Here is a 13,670-nt window from a genome sequence, read left to right as displayed (position 1 = left end):
CCCCCACCTGGTCGCGCCAGGCGCGCGACCAGGCCACCGTATCCAGGCTTCACCTGACCGTCTACGCTGCGAATTGTAACGACGATCACTATTAGAGCTGTATCGAAAGACAAGTCGATCACCTTTGTGATATGCGGCCGAAAAACGTATCCGGCTGCGGCGATCGGCGTAGCGAGCCGGGCGCCCGGCGCTGCGTTTAGAGTGCGGGTCATGGCTGACGAGCTGGTGCACTACGCGGTGCGACGAGGCATCGCGACGATCACCCTTGACTCCCCGCACAACCGCAACGCGCTGTCCGCGCAGTTGCGGCGGGAGCTGCGCGACCACCTGTCGTCCGCGATCGCGGACGACGAGGTGCGGGTGGTGGTGCTGGCGCACACGGGAACCGTGTTCTGCGCCGGCATGGACCTGAAGGAGGCCGGCGGCGCCGGCTCGGAGCAGCAGGGCGTCAACGAGTTCCCGGCGATCCTGGAGCAGCTGTGGACCAGCCCCAAGCCGGTGGTGGCCAAGCTGGCCGGCCCGGCCCGGGCCGGCGGCGTCGGCATCGTCGCGGCCTGTGACATCGCGGTGGCCGCGGACACGGCCACGTTCGCCTTCTCCGAGGTACGCATCGGCGTGGTGCCGGCGGTGATCTCCGTGACGGTGCTGCCGCGGCTGCTGCCCCGCGCGGCCCACGAGCTGTTCCTCACCGGCGAGACCTTCGACGCCGACCGGGCGGTGCGGATCGGCCTGCTCAACGCCTCGGTGCCGGCCGACGGCCTGGACGCCGAGGTCGACCGCTACACGGGCATGCTGGCGCTGGGCGCGCCGAACGCGTTGGCGGCGACCAAGGAGATGCTGCGCGAGCCCCGTACCGGGGACATGGGCCAGGACTTCACCGACATGCTGGAGCTGTCGGCCAAGCACTTCGCCGGCGAGGAAGGCCAGGAGGGCATCGCCGCGTTCGTGCAGAAGCGCAAGCCCAGCTGGGTGCCGGCTCAGGAGAGCTGATAGCGGAACTCGGGGTTCTCCTCGACGGCCTGGTCGAGTACGGCGACGATCCGCTGGTACGCCTGCGGATCGTCGCCGCGCAGCACGCCCGAGTGCTGCCACACCAGGACGTGTTGGCCGGCCGGCAGCCACGACAGGTCGACCAGACAGTCCCGCAGCGCGTCCAGGTTGCGGCCGAAGTAGTCGGGGAACGACAGCGCAGCGGCAATGCCGTCCAGCGCGGAGAGCCGGTCGTGCAGGGCGGAGCCGTCCAGTACGTGCCGCATGGCGCTCATCGTGTCGGATCCACCACGACGAACGAGTCGTAGTGGTCGTCGGTGTAGTACAGCTCACGTTGGGACCCGGTGATCAGCCGCTTGGTGGCCCGGTTCTTCGCGCCCGGAGTGTCGACGGTGTACTCGTGGTAGTAGCCGTCCTTGTTGCGCGGCAACAGGTTCCCATTGTTGTGGAAGACCACGCCGTCATTCTTCGGGTACGGGTACGGCCCGCCCTTCTGGATCAGCTTCCAGGTGTCGTCGGCCTCCTTGGGCAGCGAGGACAGCGCCTTGACCGGCAGGCCGGACGACGACCCCGGAACCGCGCCGGTGGCCTTGGCCGAGGTGGAAGTCGTGGTCGGCGTGCTGGCGCCCCCGCCGGTCAGGTCCTTGACCAGCCAACCGGCCAGCACGAGCACGACCAGGCCGACTAGGGCGAAGGTGATGCGTCGGCGCGATGTCACGCCGCTGAGCCTACGAAGGCCGGCCGGCGCCCACGTCGGCGGGCCGTTCCTCGGCCGCCACCGGTTCGATCTCGTCGGCTTTGGTCTCCTCGGCGCCCCACAGCGTGGGCTCGGCCCGGTACCGCGGCGCCAGCCAGGCCGCCAGCCGGTCGACCACCCGCTCGATCAGCCACGCCACGGCCCGCAGAATCGGCAGCAGCACCACCATGACCAGGGCGAACTGCACCGGGAACCACAGCTGCGCCACCCACAGCTCGATCCCGTCCCAGGTATCGGCGAGCCAGTCGAACACCAACCCAGGGTATAGGTTCGGCGTATGTTCGCCGTTTACGCCTCCGAGCCGAACCCGACCGACCCGCTCGCCTCGCTGGTCGTCGGCGAGCGCGACACCCCGACGCCGCCGCCCGGCTGGGTCAGCGTGTCGGTGCGCGCGGCCAGCCTGAACATGCACGACCTGTGGACGCTGCGCGGCGTGGGCATCAAACCCGAGCAGTTCCCGATGATCCTGGGCTGCGACGGCGCCGGCGTGTTGGATGACGGCACCGAGGTGGTGCTGCACTCCGTGATCGGCGACCCCGAATGGGGCGGCGACGAGACGCTGGACCCGAAGCGGACCCTGCTCACCGAGAAGCACCAGGGCACCTTCGCCGACACGGTGATCGTGCCGCGGCGCAACGCCCTGCCCAAGCCGGCCGGGCTGTCGTTCGCCGAGGCGGCGTGCATGGGCACGGCGTGGCTGACGGCGTACCGGATGCTGTTCGTGAAGTCGGAGCTGCGGCCCGGTCAGACGATCCTGGTGCAGGGCGCTTCCGGTGGCGTGGCCACGGCGCTGATCCAGCTCGGCGTCGCCGCCGGTTTCCGGGTGTGGGTCACCGGGCGTAGCGAGGAGAAGCGGGCCCTGGCCAAGCAGCTCGGCGCGCACGAGGCATTCGAATCCGGCGCGCGGCTGCCCGAGCGGGTGGACGGCGTGTTCGAGACCGTCGGCAAGGCCACCTGGTCGCACAGCATGAAGTCGTTGAAGCCGGGCGGCGTGGTGGTGATCTCCGGCGCCACCACCGGCGACGCCTCGGCCGCCGAGCTCCAGCGGCTGTTCTTCCTCCAGCTCCGCGTGGTCGGCTCGACCATGGGCACCCGTGAGGAGCTCGGCGACCTGCTCAAGTTCTGCGACCTGGCCGGCGTGCGCCCCCAGATCGGGGCCGAGCTGCCGTTCTCCCACGCCGCCGAGGGCCTCAAGTCGATGTTGGACGGCGACGTGGCCGGCAAGATCGTGCTCAGCCGAGACGCCGGCTGACCCGCTCGATCGCTTCGCGGGCCTCGCGGTCGAGCCGGGCCACCAACTCGGCCGCGGGCAGCTCGCCGGCCAGCTGGTAGGTCTGGCCGGCCCACAGGTGGACCAGGTCCGGGTCGCCGGCCTTGGCCGCGGCCGCGCGCATCGGCCGGGTCAGGTGGTGCACCTGGGGATAGCCGACCGGGGCGTCGGCGGTGTTCTCGGTCAGGAACCGGTTGACCATGCCGCGGGCCGGGCGGCCGGTGAAGGCACGGGTGATCGCCGTGCGCCGCGTGCGGTCGGCCAGGGCGGCCCGGTGCGTCGCGGATGTGCCGGCCTCGGGGCACAGCAGGAACGCCGTGCCGAGCTGGGCCGCGACCGCGCCGGCGGTCAGCACCGCCGCCACGTCGGCGCCGTGCACGAGGCCGCCGGCGGCGATCAGCGGCAGGTCCGTGACGGCCTGGATCCGGCGGATCAAGGCCAGCAGGCCGAATTCCTCGCCGCCGCCCGGGGAAACGCCGTCATCGGTCAGCGTGCCACGGTGCGCGCCGGCCTCGAAACCCTGCACGGCCAACGCATCGACGCCGAGCTGCGCCGCCTGGTGCGCCTCGGCCGGCGTCGTCACCGTGGCGATGATCTCCGTGCCGGCCGCGTGCAGTCTGGCCACGTCACCGGCGTTCGGCAGTCCGAACGTGAACGAGACCACCGGAACCCGTTGCGCCAGCACGATTTCCAGCTTCGCCGGATACTCGTCGTCCTCCCAGCGCGGCTCGCCCGGCTCGACACCGAGCCGGGCCGACTCCGCCGCCACCCGCTCGGTGTAGTCGGCCAGATCCGGCTTGGTGTTCGTGCCCGGCACGAACAGGTTCACGCCGTAGCGACCCTCGGTCAGCGCACTGGTCCGCACCATCTGCTCGGCCAGCGCCTGGGCGGTCAGGTAGCCGCCCGGTGTGAAGCCGAAGCCGCCGGCGGCGACCACCGCGGCGACCAGTTCGGGGGTGGACCCGCCGCCCGCCATCGGGGCGACGATCACGGGGACGCGCAGCTGCTCGATCACCATTCCGAGATTAGTGCGGCAGCAGCAGGTCGGCGCCGATCACCAGCGAGGCGATGCTCACCAACCCGAACAGCGTCACCCAGAGGCCACCGGCGACACCGGTGATCTTGGCCAGCTGGTCGGCGTCCGAGTCGGGGGCCCGGCCGCGCCAGCGTTTGCGCTGGAGCTCGAACACCGGGCGGACGCCGCCGAGCAGCAGGAACCACGCGATCACGTAGCCGAAGACCGCCTGGATGTCGGTCGAGGCGTACCAGGACACCGCGAACACGATGCCGCCGGTGACCAGCACCGACAGCACGCCGAAGGCGTTGCGGATCATCACCAGCATGGCCGCCAGCAGCACGATCGCGATCCACAGCAGCAGCGTGATCTTGCCCGCGCCCAGCAGCGCCGCCACGCCCAGGCCCAGCAGCGACGGCGTGACGTAGCCGGCCGCGGCCGTCAGCACCATGCCCGGGCCTCTTGGCCGGCCCCTGGTCAAGGTCAGACCCGAGGTGTCCGAGTGCAGCTGAATGCCGGTCAGCCGACGGCCCGTGAGCACCGCGGCCAGGGCGTGGCCGCCTTCGTGCGCGATCGTGACCAGGTTGCGGGTGAACCGCCAGACCGGCCACGGCAGCACGCCGATCAGCGCGATCGCGCCGGCGATCAGCACCAGTTCCCACTGCGGGCTCGGCTGGCCGCCGAGCACCCGGTTCCAGACATCGGTGAGGTCCATCGAAGTGGTGGACGCCCAAGGGCCCGTCCCGTTGACTGCCGACATGACCTTCTCAGTTTCGGATGCGGTGCGGATCGCCACCGCCGCGCACGACGGGCAGATCGACAAGAGCGGCAAACCCTACATCGGGCATCCGGTGCGGGTCATGAACCGGGTCACCGGTCCGTACGAGCAGATGGCCGCCGTCCTGCACGACGTGATCGAGGACACCCCGGTCACCGCCGACGATCTGCGGGCCGCCGGCTGCCCCGAGCGGGTCGTCACCGCCGTCGTCGCGTTGAGCCATCTGCCCGGCGAGGCGCAGGCCGACTACCTGGCCCGGGTCGCCGTCGACCCCATCGCCGTCGTCGTCAAGCACGCCGACATCGCCGACAACATGTCGCCGGCCCGCTTCGACGCCCTCGATCCGGCCACCCAGGCCCGGCTGCGGATCAAGTACGACACCGCGCTGCGACTGCTGGACTCATACCTGACATGAGATGGCAGGAATCGGCGTCAGGATCGGGTCATGAGCATCGCTGAGGGCACCTTCGACATCACGCGCTGGGACGACGAGACCTACCTCGACGCCGACGGCATCACACTGGGACACGTCTGGGTGGCCAAGGCTTTTCAGGGGGCTCTGACCGGCACCAGCACCGCTCGGCTGCTCACCGCCGGCGGTCCCGTGGCCGGTTCCGCCGCCTATGTCGCCGTCGAGCGCTTCGTCGGCTCCGTCGAGGGCCTTGCCGGCTCTTTCGTGCTGTCCCACTCCGCCGTCATGGCCGGTGGTTCCGGCGAGATGACCGTACGGATCGTGCCCGACTCCGGCACCGGCAAGCTGGAGGGCATCACCGGCACGCTCCGTATCGACAAGGCCGCCGATGGCACGCACAGTTACCACCTGGACTACGAGGTCTGAACCAATGGCGTGAGCCACCCGATGGCCGTCTTTCCCATTTGCGCTGGTCCACGGCACGATCGAGGAGCCGCCCCTCGACCGAGGAGATAACCGTGATGACCAGGATCGCCATCACCGGGCACCGGGGGCTCCAGGACCCCACCCGCACGCTGGTCGACGCCGCCCTGCGGGCCGAGCTCCGCCGCCACCGCGGTGAGGCTCCCCTCGTCGGCGTCAGCTGCTTGGCCGACGGCGCCGACGCCCTCTTCGCCCAGGCCGTGTTGGACTCCGGCGGCTCCCTCGTCGCCGTCCTCCCCGCCCAGCGCTACCGCGAGCGGTTGCCCGCCGACTACCACCCCACCTACGACGCCTTACTCGAGCAGGCCGCCGAGGTCGTCACCATGGCCTACGACCGGCCCGGCCGGGAGGCCTACATGGCCGCCAGCGTGCACATGGTCGACGTCGCCGACCACCTCGTCGCCGTCTGGGACGGCCTCCCCGCCGCCGGCCGCGGCGGCACCGCCGACGTCGTCACCCACGCCCGCGACCACGGCGTCCCCGTCACCGTGATCTGGCCCGACGGCTGTCAGCGGGACTGATTCAGCCGACACCGGCCCCGGCGATTCCACCGGGGCCAGCGCCGTCAGCCGTTCTGCGACCGCCACCAGTCGTCGACCATCTTGACCAGGTCCGCCACCATCTCCAGGATGTCCGGCTGGCCGGCATACTCCCGTTCCGCCGCCGGCATCAGGTCCTCCAGCACCGCCCTGGTCAGCTCCGGCGCCTGCTCCGGTTCGATCAAGTCGTACCCAACGAGCCAGTACTTCATCTCGGCCAGCTCCCGCAGTGTCGCCGCGAGCTGCGGGTCACGGACATGCTCGGCCAGCACCTCGACAACCCAGGTGACCAGTCCCCGCGAGGCGTTCCAGCTCTCGGCGTTGGGTCCGAGACCCACCGTGAAATATGCCGACATCGTTACTCCAGGATGAAACACGTTTGGTTGGAACGGGATGATGAAATCACGCACCTTGGCCGCCAGGGCGATGGTTTGCTCGTCAGCATTGGATTTCCAGCCCCGACGGTCCGGGAATGCCGACAAGGAACTCAAGTTCCTCCCCGTCCCTGAACATCCGGCTGATGCGTACGCCTCCGGCGGCGACGAAACCTTCGCCACCGGGTCCGATTATGCAAAAGAACTTGCCGTGCGGTGATGTGCACACCAAGGCAATCGAGGGATGGTCATTCACCAGGCTCACCTCGATTCCGCCCTGGTACCAGCGGTTCAGCTCGACGCGTTCCACGCTCTGGAACCGAACCTGAATCAGATCGTCACCGCCGTCAAAACTGTGCAGCTCGAGTTCCGAGTGCCCCATGATGTAGCGACGTAACCGAAACGTACGGTCGCTCGACCACGGCAGTCCGACCACCCGACCCAGCAAGGCCATTGATCCCCCCGATCGGTACGCCATCCCGGCGGAATGTCACCCGATTTCCCAAGACAGCTGCCCAGACTCAAATGGCGGATTGTCGACGCGTCAGGCGGCGCGCTGCCTCTGGCCACACTCGATGCCGCTAACGCGACCTCTCCCCTGTGTGTCGCACTTGGGCAGCGCCACCTCTCGCCCTGGTCGGACCGTGAACGACACCGCGCCGCCGCCCCCTTCTTGAACAGCGGCTGCGCGATTATCCAGTCCCCCTGGTTACTGTCAGCGGGACTGGTTCAGCCGACCCAACAGGTCTGTGGGCGCCACTCGCACCGGGAACGGGCGCTCGGCGTCGAAGGCATCGTCGCCCTTGACGTCGGCGACCAGCTCGTACTGGCCGGCCTCGTCCAGCTCGAAGACGGTCAGCCTCGGGTCGAGCGGGTCGACGACCCAGTAGCTGACCACGCCCATCCGCTGGTAGGCGGCCTTCTTGGTGTTGAGGTCGTACAGCGTGGTGCTGGGCGACAGGATCTCCACCGCGAGCAGCGGCGCCGTCGGCAGGTTCTTCTCCGTCAGGTCCTCGTCCCTGGCGACCAGAACGTCGGGCTGGACCTCGGTGTCGTTCGCCGTCTGCACCGCGAACGGCGCGACGAACACGACCAGGTCGTCGGGGCACACCTGCTCCAGGCGCATTCCGAGCTGGAGCACCATCTTCTGGTGCCGCGTCCCGGGCGCCGGGCTCACGAAGAGCATCCCGTCGATGAGCTCGTAGCGACGCCCGTCATCGGGCATCACCTCCAGGTCCGCCACGGTGAGCGGACCTGGGGGCATGCACGTGTCCATGACTGTCATGGTGCCTCCTTTTTCCTCATGGAGACCACTCCAGCACGCCACCCTGACAATTCGACCGTGCGTTCGACTTTCGTGGCTGGCTTCACCATATCGGGTGGTTCGCACCGATCACAGTCGGTCAGCGACGTCCGTCGATCAGGTGCTCAAGCCCATCTCGGTCGAGCCCGTCAGCAAGGTCTACTTCTTGCCCTTGCCGCCCGAGTCCTCCGTCGACAGCGCCGCCACGAAAGCTTCCTGGGGGACTTCGACGCGGCCGACCATCTTCATCCGCTTCTTGCCCTCCTTCTGCTTCTCGAGGAGCTTGCGCTTACGGGTGATGTCGCCGCCGTAGCACTTGGCGAGGACGTCCTTGCGGATGGCGCGGATGGTCTCGCGGGCGATGACGCGGGAGCCGATGGCGGCCTGGATGGGCACCTCGAACTGCTGGCGGGGGATGAGCTCACGCAGCTTGGTGGCCATCTTGGTGCCGTAGCCGTAGGCGGCATCGCGGTGGACGATGGCGGAGAAGGCGTCGACGGCCTCGCCCTGGAGCAGGATGTCGACCTTGACGAGGTCGGACGACTGCTCGCCGGACTCCTCGTAGTCGAGGGAGGCGTAGCCGCGGGTGCGGGACTTCAGGGAGTCGAAGAAGTCGAAGATGATCTCCGCCAGGGGCATGGTGTAGCGGAGCTCGACGCGGTCCTCGGACAGGTAGTCCATGCCGAGCAGTTGCCCGCGCTTGGACTGGCAGAGCTCCATGATCGCGCCGATGAAGTCGCTGGGCGCGATGATGGTGCACTTGGTCACCGGCTCGTAGACCTCGGCGATCTTGCCGTTGACCCAGTCCGACGGGTTGGTCACGACGTGCTCGGTGCCGTCGTCGGAGATGACCCGGTAGACGACGTTGGGCGCGGTGGAGATGAGGTCCAGCCCGAACTCGCGCTCAAGGCGGTCGCGCGTGATCTCCAGGTGCAGCAGCCCGAGGAAGCCGCAGCGGAAGCCGAAGCCGAGCGCGGCCGAGGTCTCGGGCTCGAAGGTCAGGGCGGCGTCGTTGAGCTGGAGCTTCTCCAACGCCTCACGCAGGTCGGGGTAGTCGGACCCGTCCATGGGGTACAGCCCGGAATAGACCATGGGCTTGGGGTCGCGGTAGCCGGCCAGCGGCTCGCTCGCCCCGTGCCGGTCGGAGGTGACGGTGTCACCGACCTTGGACTGCCGCACGTCCTTCACGCCGGTGATCAGGTAGCCGACCTCGCCGACGCCGAGACCGGCCGACGGCTTGGGCTCGGGGCTGATGATGCCGACCTCGAGCAGCTCGTGGGTGGCGCCGGTGGACATCATCTTGATCCGCTGCCGCGGCGTGATCTTGCCGTCGACCACCCGGATGTACGTGACGACGCCGCGGTAGGTGTCGTAGACCGAGTCGAAGATCATCGCGCGCGGCGGCGCGTCGGCCTGGCCGACCGGGGCCGGCACCTTGCGCACGACCTCGTCCAGCAGCTCGCCGACGCCCATGCCGGTCTTGGCCGACACCCGCAGCACGTCCTCGGGCTCGCAGCCGATGATGTGCGCGAGCTCCTTGGAGTACTTCTCCGGGTCGGCGGCCGGCAGGTCGATCTTGTTCAGCACCGGGATGATGGTGAGGTCGTTCTCCAGCGCCAGGTACAGGTTGGCCAGCGTCTGCGCCTCGATGCCCTGCGCCGCGTCGACCAGCAGGATCGCGCCCTCGCACGCCTCCAGCGCCCGCGAGACCTCGTAGGTGAAGTCGACGTGGCCGGGCGTGTCGATCATGTGCAGCACGTGGTCCTGGCCGTCCAGCTGCCAGGGCAGCCGCACGTTCTGGGCCTTGATCGTGATGCCCCGCTCGCGCTCGATGTCCATCCGGTCCAGGTACTGGGCCCGCATGGCGCGTGCGTCGACGACGCCCGTCAGCTGCAGCATCCGGTCGGCCAGGGTGGACTTGCCGTGGTCGATGTGGGCGATGATGCAGAAGTTCCGGATCAGCTCCGGCGACGTGAACGTGCTGTCGGCGAACGTGCTCACTGGGGCGGTTCCTCGGGAAAGCGGACGGGGGACATGGTCAATGGTCCCATGCGTCCGGGGATGGTCCGTACAGAATAGGGTGCGGGCCGTGTCCGAACACGGTCCGGTTCCCCGTCCCGCCCACGGCGCGGTGACCCAGGTGCACGGCGCCGAGCGCCTGGCCAGGCTCGACTACTCCCCCGACCTCGACGGTCTGGCCGATCCCGGCGAGGTCGTCTGGGCCTGGGTGCCCTTCGAGGACGACCCAAACATCGGCAAGGACCGCCCGCTGCTGGTCGTCGGCCGCACCGGCCGGTTCCTGCTGGCCCTGATGCTGTCCAGCAAGCCGCACGAGTCCCAGGACTGGCTGGACCTCGGCGCCGGCGCCTGGGACCACGACGGCCGCCCCTCCTGGCTGCGCCTGGACCGGGTCTACGAGCTGCACGAGAACGACCTACGCCGTGAGGGCGCCGTGCTGGCCCCGAACCGCTTCGGCCGCGTCGTCGACGCCTTGCACGCCCGCGGCTGGCACTGACCAACGCGGACGGCCCTGGCGTTGGAAGTTGGGCGTGACGTTCCAACACGCGTTGGGGTGCCCGAGTGACGTTCCAACGATGTGGGCCTCAATGTTGGAGTTAGGTACCGTTCTTCCAACGTTGGTTGGGCCGGGTTGGACATCTTCCAACGATCTGGGTGTCAACGTTGGAAGTTCGACACGGGCCGGTTCGCGGCCCTCAGTCGATGGCCTGGAACACGTCGTCCGCCACCCAGAAGACCCGTCCGCCCCGCCCCGACACGCCCACCTTGCGCAGGATGCCGCTCTTCTCCAGCGAGTCGATGAGATTGCGCGCCCCCTGGTTGGTCACCTCGAGCGCGTTCTCCACTCTTTTCACGGTCACGAACGGATTGGAGAAAAGCAGCTCCGCGACCTCGATCGCCCGGCTCTTCTTCCGCTGCAACCGCTGGCGGTACACCTCCCGCAGATCCACCAGCTTGCCGGCGCGCGCCTCGGCGTCCGACGCCTGTTTGTGGACCGCGGTCAGGAAGTACTGCAGCCATTCCTGGATCTCGCCACGCTCTCGCACCGCCTGGAGCCGGTCGTAGTACTCCCGCCGGTTCTGCTCCATGTACGCGCTGAGGTAGAGCAACGGCAGTTCGAGCACCTTGCGCTCGATGAGCAGCAACATGATCAGCAGCCGGCCGACACGCCCGTTGCCGTCGAGAAACGGGTGGATCGTCTCGAACTGGTAGTGCATCAGGGCACAGACCACGAGCACGGGCAGGCCGTCGGCCTCGTTGACGAACCTCTCCCAGTCCGCCAGCGCGTCCCCGACGTGCTCGGGCAGCGGCGGCACGAACGCGGCCGTGTCGGGCGAGTCCGTCGGAGAGCCGATCCAGACCGGCGACCTACGAAACTCGCCTGGACGCTTTTCCTGTCCGCGCACGCCGGACAGCAGCACCTTGTGCACCTCGAGAATCAGCCGGCTACTGATCGGCAGTTTGTCCAGGAGCTCGATTCCCCGATACAGGGCGCGCTGATAGTTGATGACTTCCTGGACGTCGTCGTCCTCGTCCGAATGGTCGCCGGCTTCCGCCCGGAAAACATCCGAAAGCGATGCCTGTGTGCCTTCGATCCGCGAGCTCGCCACCGCCTCTCGGGTCAGGTACGGCTCGACGAGAATGGACGGATCCTTGATCAGCCGGCCGACGCCGGACAGCCGTCCCAATGCGGCGTCGGCCTTGGACAGCGCCAGCACGGTCCTCGGCTCCATGACCAGGTCACGCGGCATCGCCGCCGGCTCGAAATACCAGAAGGCCCACTTGTCCCCGGGCTTCTTGGTCACTCGGCCGAACGCGGGCGCGGCGAACTGGTCGGGCTTCACGACGCGAGGGTACAACACAGGGGCACGAACCCTTGGAAGTTACCCGCGGTCAAGTCCGACCACACTGGGTGATCAGGGCATGATCTTCGCCTCAGGCCAGGCGGGTGAGCTCCACGGTGACGGTGAGGCCGGCGCCGGCGCCGCCGGTGTAGATGCCCTTGAAGGGGACGACGTCGGCGTAGTCGCGGCCGACGGCGACCCAGACGTGGCGCTGGCCGATGGGGATGGCGTTGGTGGGGTCGTACGCCCACCAACCGCCGGTCCACGCCTCGATCCAGGCATGGCTCTCGCCGCGGACGGTCTCCTTGGTGGCGCCGTCGGCGCGGGTGTGGAGGTAGCCGGAGACGTAGCGGGCGGGAATGCCCATGGCCCGGAGGAGGGCCAAAGTGAGATGGGCGTAGTCCTGACAGACGCCCTCACGGGCCTGCCAAGCGTCGGCAGCGGAGCTGTGCACGCCGGTGGAGCCCTGCCGGTAGGTCATCTGGGAATGGACCCAAGCGGCGGCGGCATGGACGGCGTCCACGGGACTGAGACCACGGCGGAGTTCCCGGGCCCGGGCGGCGAGCTCGCGGTCGCGGGGGACGTAGAGGTCCAACCGAGGTACTCGGTGTAGCGGTCGAGGACGTCCTCGCCGCGGAGGTCGGTCCAGGTAGCGCCGCCGACAGGAGAGACCTCGCCGCCGGTCTCGACGACGGACGACCCGACGACGGTGAGCTCGGTGTGCGGGGCATGCAGGTCGAAAGAGGTGACGGTGGTGCCCCAGTAGTCGCTGTACCGGTAGGCCCGGGTTGCGGGATGGGTCTCGACCCGGCTGACGACGACGTTCTGCCGCCGGTCGCTGCGCGGGGTGAGCCGAACCTCGTTGTACGACTGGGTAACCGGCGAGGCGTAGCGGTACTGGGTGGTGTGCGTGACCCGAAGTCGCCAGCTCATGCGCCCACCTCCGCGTTGGTCCAGGCGACCCACGGCACGGAGTGGAAGTACTGCTGCGACACGGCCTCGCCGACGTCACGAACGGTGGCCTGCAAGGACTTCAGCCGCCGGGGCAGGTTCTCCATGAGCTCGGAGATGCGCAGGAACTCCAAGTCGCTCCGGGCTTTGCCGAGCAGCCGGGAGGCCTCGGCGGTGGCGCCGACGCGCCGCCCGGGGGCGTGCTCAAGGTGCTCCAGGCATTCCTCGGCCTGGGACAGGGCATGGAACACGGAGCGAGGAAAGAGCCTGTCCAGCAACAAGAACTGCACGACACGGGAAGCGTCCATGGCCCCGCGATAGGTCCGAAGGTACGTGTCATGCGCGCCGGCGGACCGCAGCACGGTGACCCACCCGGGCGAAGAAGCCTTGTCGCCGGAACGGGAAAGCAGCAGCCGCACGATCATGTCCACGCGTTCCACGGACCGCCCCAACACGAGGAACCGCCAGCCGTCGTCACGGCTCATGGTGGAATCGGCCAGCCCGGCGAACATCGCGGCCCGCTCCTCGACGAAGGAGAAGAAGGCGTGCGGCCCGACCTGACGGGCGTAGCGCTGCCGCTCCGGCACGGCATTCCACATGCTGTTCAAGCACTCCCACATCTCCGTCGACACAACCTCCCGCGCGCCACGGGTGTTCTCGCGGGCGCTGGTCACGGAGGCGACGATGGATCCCGCGTTGGCCGACGAATAGGCCACCAGCTCGGTCAGCGACCACACGTCCAACGAAGCGCCGTCCGGCGGCGTGATGCCGAGAACGGCCAGCAGCTGCCGGCTTTCCGAGTCGGGGTTGACGGTCGCGTCCTCCAGCAGTTGGTGCACGGACACGTCCAGAATGCGCGCGGTGTCGTCGGCGCGTTCGACGTAACGGCCGATCCAGTACAGGGATTCCGCGTTCCGAGCCAGCACGACGCCTCC

General features: G+C 68.7%; 19 protein-coding genes. 6 read left to right on the top strand and 13 right to left on the bottom strand.

Annotation, left to right across the window (positions count from 1 at the left end; genetic code table 11):
• Window positions 1-210 precede the first annotated feature (210 nt).
• A complete protein-coding gene (locus tag M3Q35_RS44130; RefSeq protein ID WP_273938550.1) occupies window positions 211-990 on the top strand; it encodes an enoyl-CoA hydratase family protein in 780 nt (259 codons plus the stop codon).
• On the opposite strand, the gene M3Q35_RS44125 is transcribed toward M3Q35_RS44130, so the two are convergent.
• Genes M3Q35_RS44125 through M3Q35_RS44115 form a run of 3 tightly spaced genes read right to left on the bottom strand, consistent with a single transcriptional unit; the run spans window position 978 to window position 2,000 of the window.
• Window positions 978-1,256: a barstar family protein gene (locus M3Q35_RS44125; protein ID WP_337960531.1), complete on the bottom strand. Its 279-nt coding sequence runs from the start codon at window positions 1,254-1,256 to the stop codon at window positions 978-980. The two genes, M3Q35_RS44130 and M3Q35_RS44125, sit on opposite strands and share 13 nt — an antisense overlap.
• Window positions 1,257-1,261: 5 nt before the next feature.
• Window positions 1,262-1,708 (bottom strand): guanyl-specific ribonuclease, encoded by a 447-nt coding sequence (locus M3Q35_RS44120; RefSeq protein ID WP_273938548.1) that lies wholly within the window; start codon window positions 1,706-1,708, stop codon window positions 1,262-1,264.
• Window positions 1,709-1,718: 10 nt separating this feature from the next.
• Entirely contained in the window at window positions 1,719-2,000 is a 282-nt protein-coding gene (locus M3Q35_RS44115) for a hypothetical protein (protein ID WP_273938547.1), read from the bottom strand.
• 24 nt (window positions 2,001-2,024) lie between these two features.
• Between M3Q35_RS44115 and M3Q35_RS44110 the strand changes: the two genes are divergently transcribed.
• Entirely contained in the window at window positions 2,025-2,999 is a 975-nt protein-coding gene (locus M3Q35_RS44110; RefSeq protein WP_273938546.1) for a zinc-binding dehydrogenase, read from the top strand.
• On the opposite strand, the gene M3Q35_RS44105 is transcribed toward M3Q35_RS44110, so the two are convergent.
• Both M3Q35_RS44105 and M3Q35_RS44100 read right to left on the bottom strand, forming a co-directional pair.
• Complete coding sequence (locus tag M3Q35_RS44105; protein ID WP_273944702.1) at window positions 2,980-4,032, bottom strand: NAD(P)H-dependent flavin oxidoreductase; 1,053 nt, start codon at window positions 4,030-4,032, stop codon at window positions 2,980-2,982. The two genes, M3Q35_RS44110 and M3Q35_RS44105, sit on opposite strands and share 20 nt — an antisense overlap.
• A 10-nt stretch (window positions 4,033-4,042) precedes the next feature.
• Window positions 4,043-4,747, bottom strand: a complete 705-nt coding sequence (locus tag M3Q35_RS44100; RefSeq protein WP_273938545.1) for a M50 family metallopeptidase — start codon at window positions 4,745-4,747, stop codon at window positions 4,043-4,045.
• 43 nt (window positions 4,748-4,790) lie between these two features.
• Here M3Q35_RS44100 and M3Q35_RS44095 point away from each other — a divergent pair, with 43 nt between their 5' ends.
• From M3Q35_RS44095 to M3Q35_RS44085, 3 genes are all read left to right on the top strand, one after another.
• Window positions 4,791-5,225: a phosphohydrolase gene (locus tag M3Q35_RS44095; RefSeq protein WP_273938544.1), complete on the top strand. Its 435-nt coding sequence runs from the start codon at window positions 4,791-4,793 to the stop codon at window positions 5,223-5,225.
• Between the two features lie 30 nt (window positions 5,226-5,255).
• Entirely contained in the window at window positions 5,256-5,648 is a 393-nt protein-coding gene (locus M3Q35_RS44090) for a DUF3224 domain-containing protein (protein ID WP_273938543.1), read from the top strand.
• Window positions 5,649-5,743: 95 nt separating this feature from the next.
• Window positions 5,744-6,226 (top strand): hypothetical protein, encoded by a 483-nt coding sequence (locus M3Q35_RS44085; protein ID WP_273938542.1) that lies wholly within the window; start codon window positions 5,744-5,746, stop codon window positions 6,224-6,226.
• A gap of 44 nt (window positions 6,227-6,270) precedes the next feature.
• Here M3Q35_RS44085 and M3Q35_RS44080 read toward each other — a convergent pair whose 3' ends face one another.
• The 4 genes from M3Q35_RS44080 to lepA form a co-directional block, all read right to left on the bottom strand.
• On the bottom strand, window positions 6,271-6,600 hold the full coding sequence (locus M3Q35_RS44080; RefSeq protein ID WP_273938541.1) for a hypothetical protein: 330 nt from the start codon (window positions 6,598-6,600) through the stop codon (window positions 6,271-6,273).
• Window positions 6,601-6,682: 82 nt separating this feature from the next.
• On the bottom strand, window positions 6,683-7,072 hold the full coding sequence (locus M3Q35_RS44075) for a hypothetical protein (protein ID WP_273938540.1): 390 nt from the start codon (window positions 7,070-7,072) through the stop codon (window positions 6,683-6,685).
• A 261-nt stretch (window positions 7,073-7,333) separates the two neighbouring features.
• Window positions 7,334-7,903: a Uma2 family endonuclease gene (locus M3Q35_RS44070; protein WP_273938539.1), complete on the bottom strand. Its 570-nt coding sequence runs from the start codon at window positions 7,901-7,903 to the stop codon at window positions 7,334-7,336.
• A 177-nt stretch (window positions 7,904-8,080) separates the two neighbouring features.
• Complete coding sequence (gene lepA / locus M3Q35_RS44065; protein WP_273938538.1) at window positions 8,081-9,922, bottom strand: translation elongation factor 4; 1,842 nt, start codon at window positions 9,920-9,922, stop codon at window positions 8,081-8,083.
• Between the two features lie 88 nt (window positions 9,923-10,010).
• Between lepA and M3Q35_RS44060 the strand changes: the two genes are divergently transcribed.
• The gene (locus M3Q35_RS44060; protein WP_273938537.1) at window positions 10,011-10,436 is read left to right on the top strand and encodes a type II toxin-antitoxin system PemK/MazF family toxin; all 426 of its coding nucleotides are present in this window, start codon (window positions 10,011-10,013) and stop codon (window positions 10,434-10,436) included.
• Window positions 10,437-10,635: 199 nt separating this feature from the next.
• Here M3Q35_RS44060 and M3Q35_RS44055 read toward each other — a convergent pair whose 3' ends face one another.
• The 4 genes from M3Q35_RS44055 to M3Q35_RS44040 all read right to left on the bottom strand — a co-directional run bounded on the left by M3Q35_RS44055 (window position 10,636) and on the right by M3Q35_RS44040 (window position 13,661).
• Window positions 10,636-11,784 carry a Fic family protein gene (locus M3Q35_RS44055; RefSeq protein ID WP_273938536.1) on the bottom strand — a complete coding sequence of 383 codons (1,149 nt, stop codon included), beginning with the start codon at window positions 11,782-11,784 and terminating at the stop codon, window positions 10,636-10,638.
• Between the two features lie 91 nt (window positions 11,785-11,875).
• Window positions 11,876-12,307 carry a transglutaminase-like domain-containing protein gene (locus tag M3Q35_RS44050; protein ID WP_273938535.1) on the bottom strand — a complete coding sequence of 144 codons (432 nt, stop codon included), beginning with the start codon at window positions 12,305-12,307 and terminating at the stop codon, window positions 11,876-11,878.
• On the bottom strand, window positions 12,262-12,717 hold the full coding sequence (locus M3Q35_RS44045) for a transglutaminase N-terminal domain-containing protein (RefSeq protein ID WP_273938534.1): 456 nt from the start codon (window positions 12,715-12,717) through the stop codon (window positions 12,262-12,264). Before M3Q35_RS44045 ends, M3Q35_RS44050 begins: the two co-directional genes overlap by 46 nt.
• Complete coding sequence (locus M3Q35_RS44040) at window positions 12,714-13,661, bottom strand: alpha-E domain-containing protein (protein WP_273938533.1); 948 nt, start codon at window positions 13,659-13,661, stop codon at window positions 12,714-12,716. The genes M3Q35_RS44045 and M3Q35_RS44040 overlap by 4 nt, the downstream gene beginning before the upstream one ends.
• Window positions 13,662-13,670 lie beyond the last annotated feature (9 nt).

Source organism: Kutzneria chonburiensis (assembly GCF_028622115.1).
Taxonomy (GTDB): Bacteria; Actinomycetota; Actinomycetes; order Mycobacteriales; family Pseudonocardiaceae; genus Kutzneria; species Kutzneria chonburiensis.
This window is presented reverse-complemented; position numbering and strand designations above follow the sequence as displayed.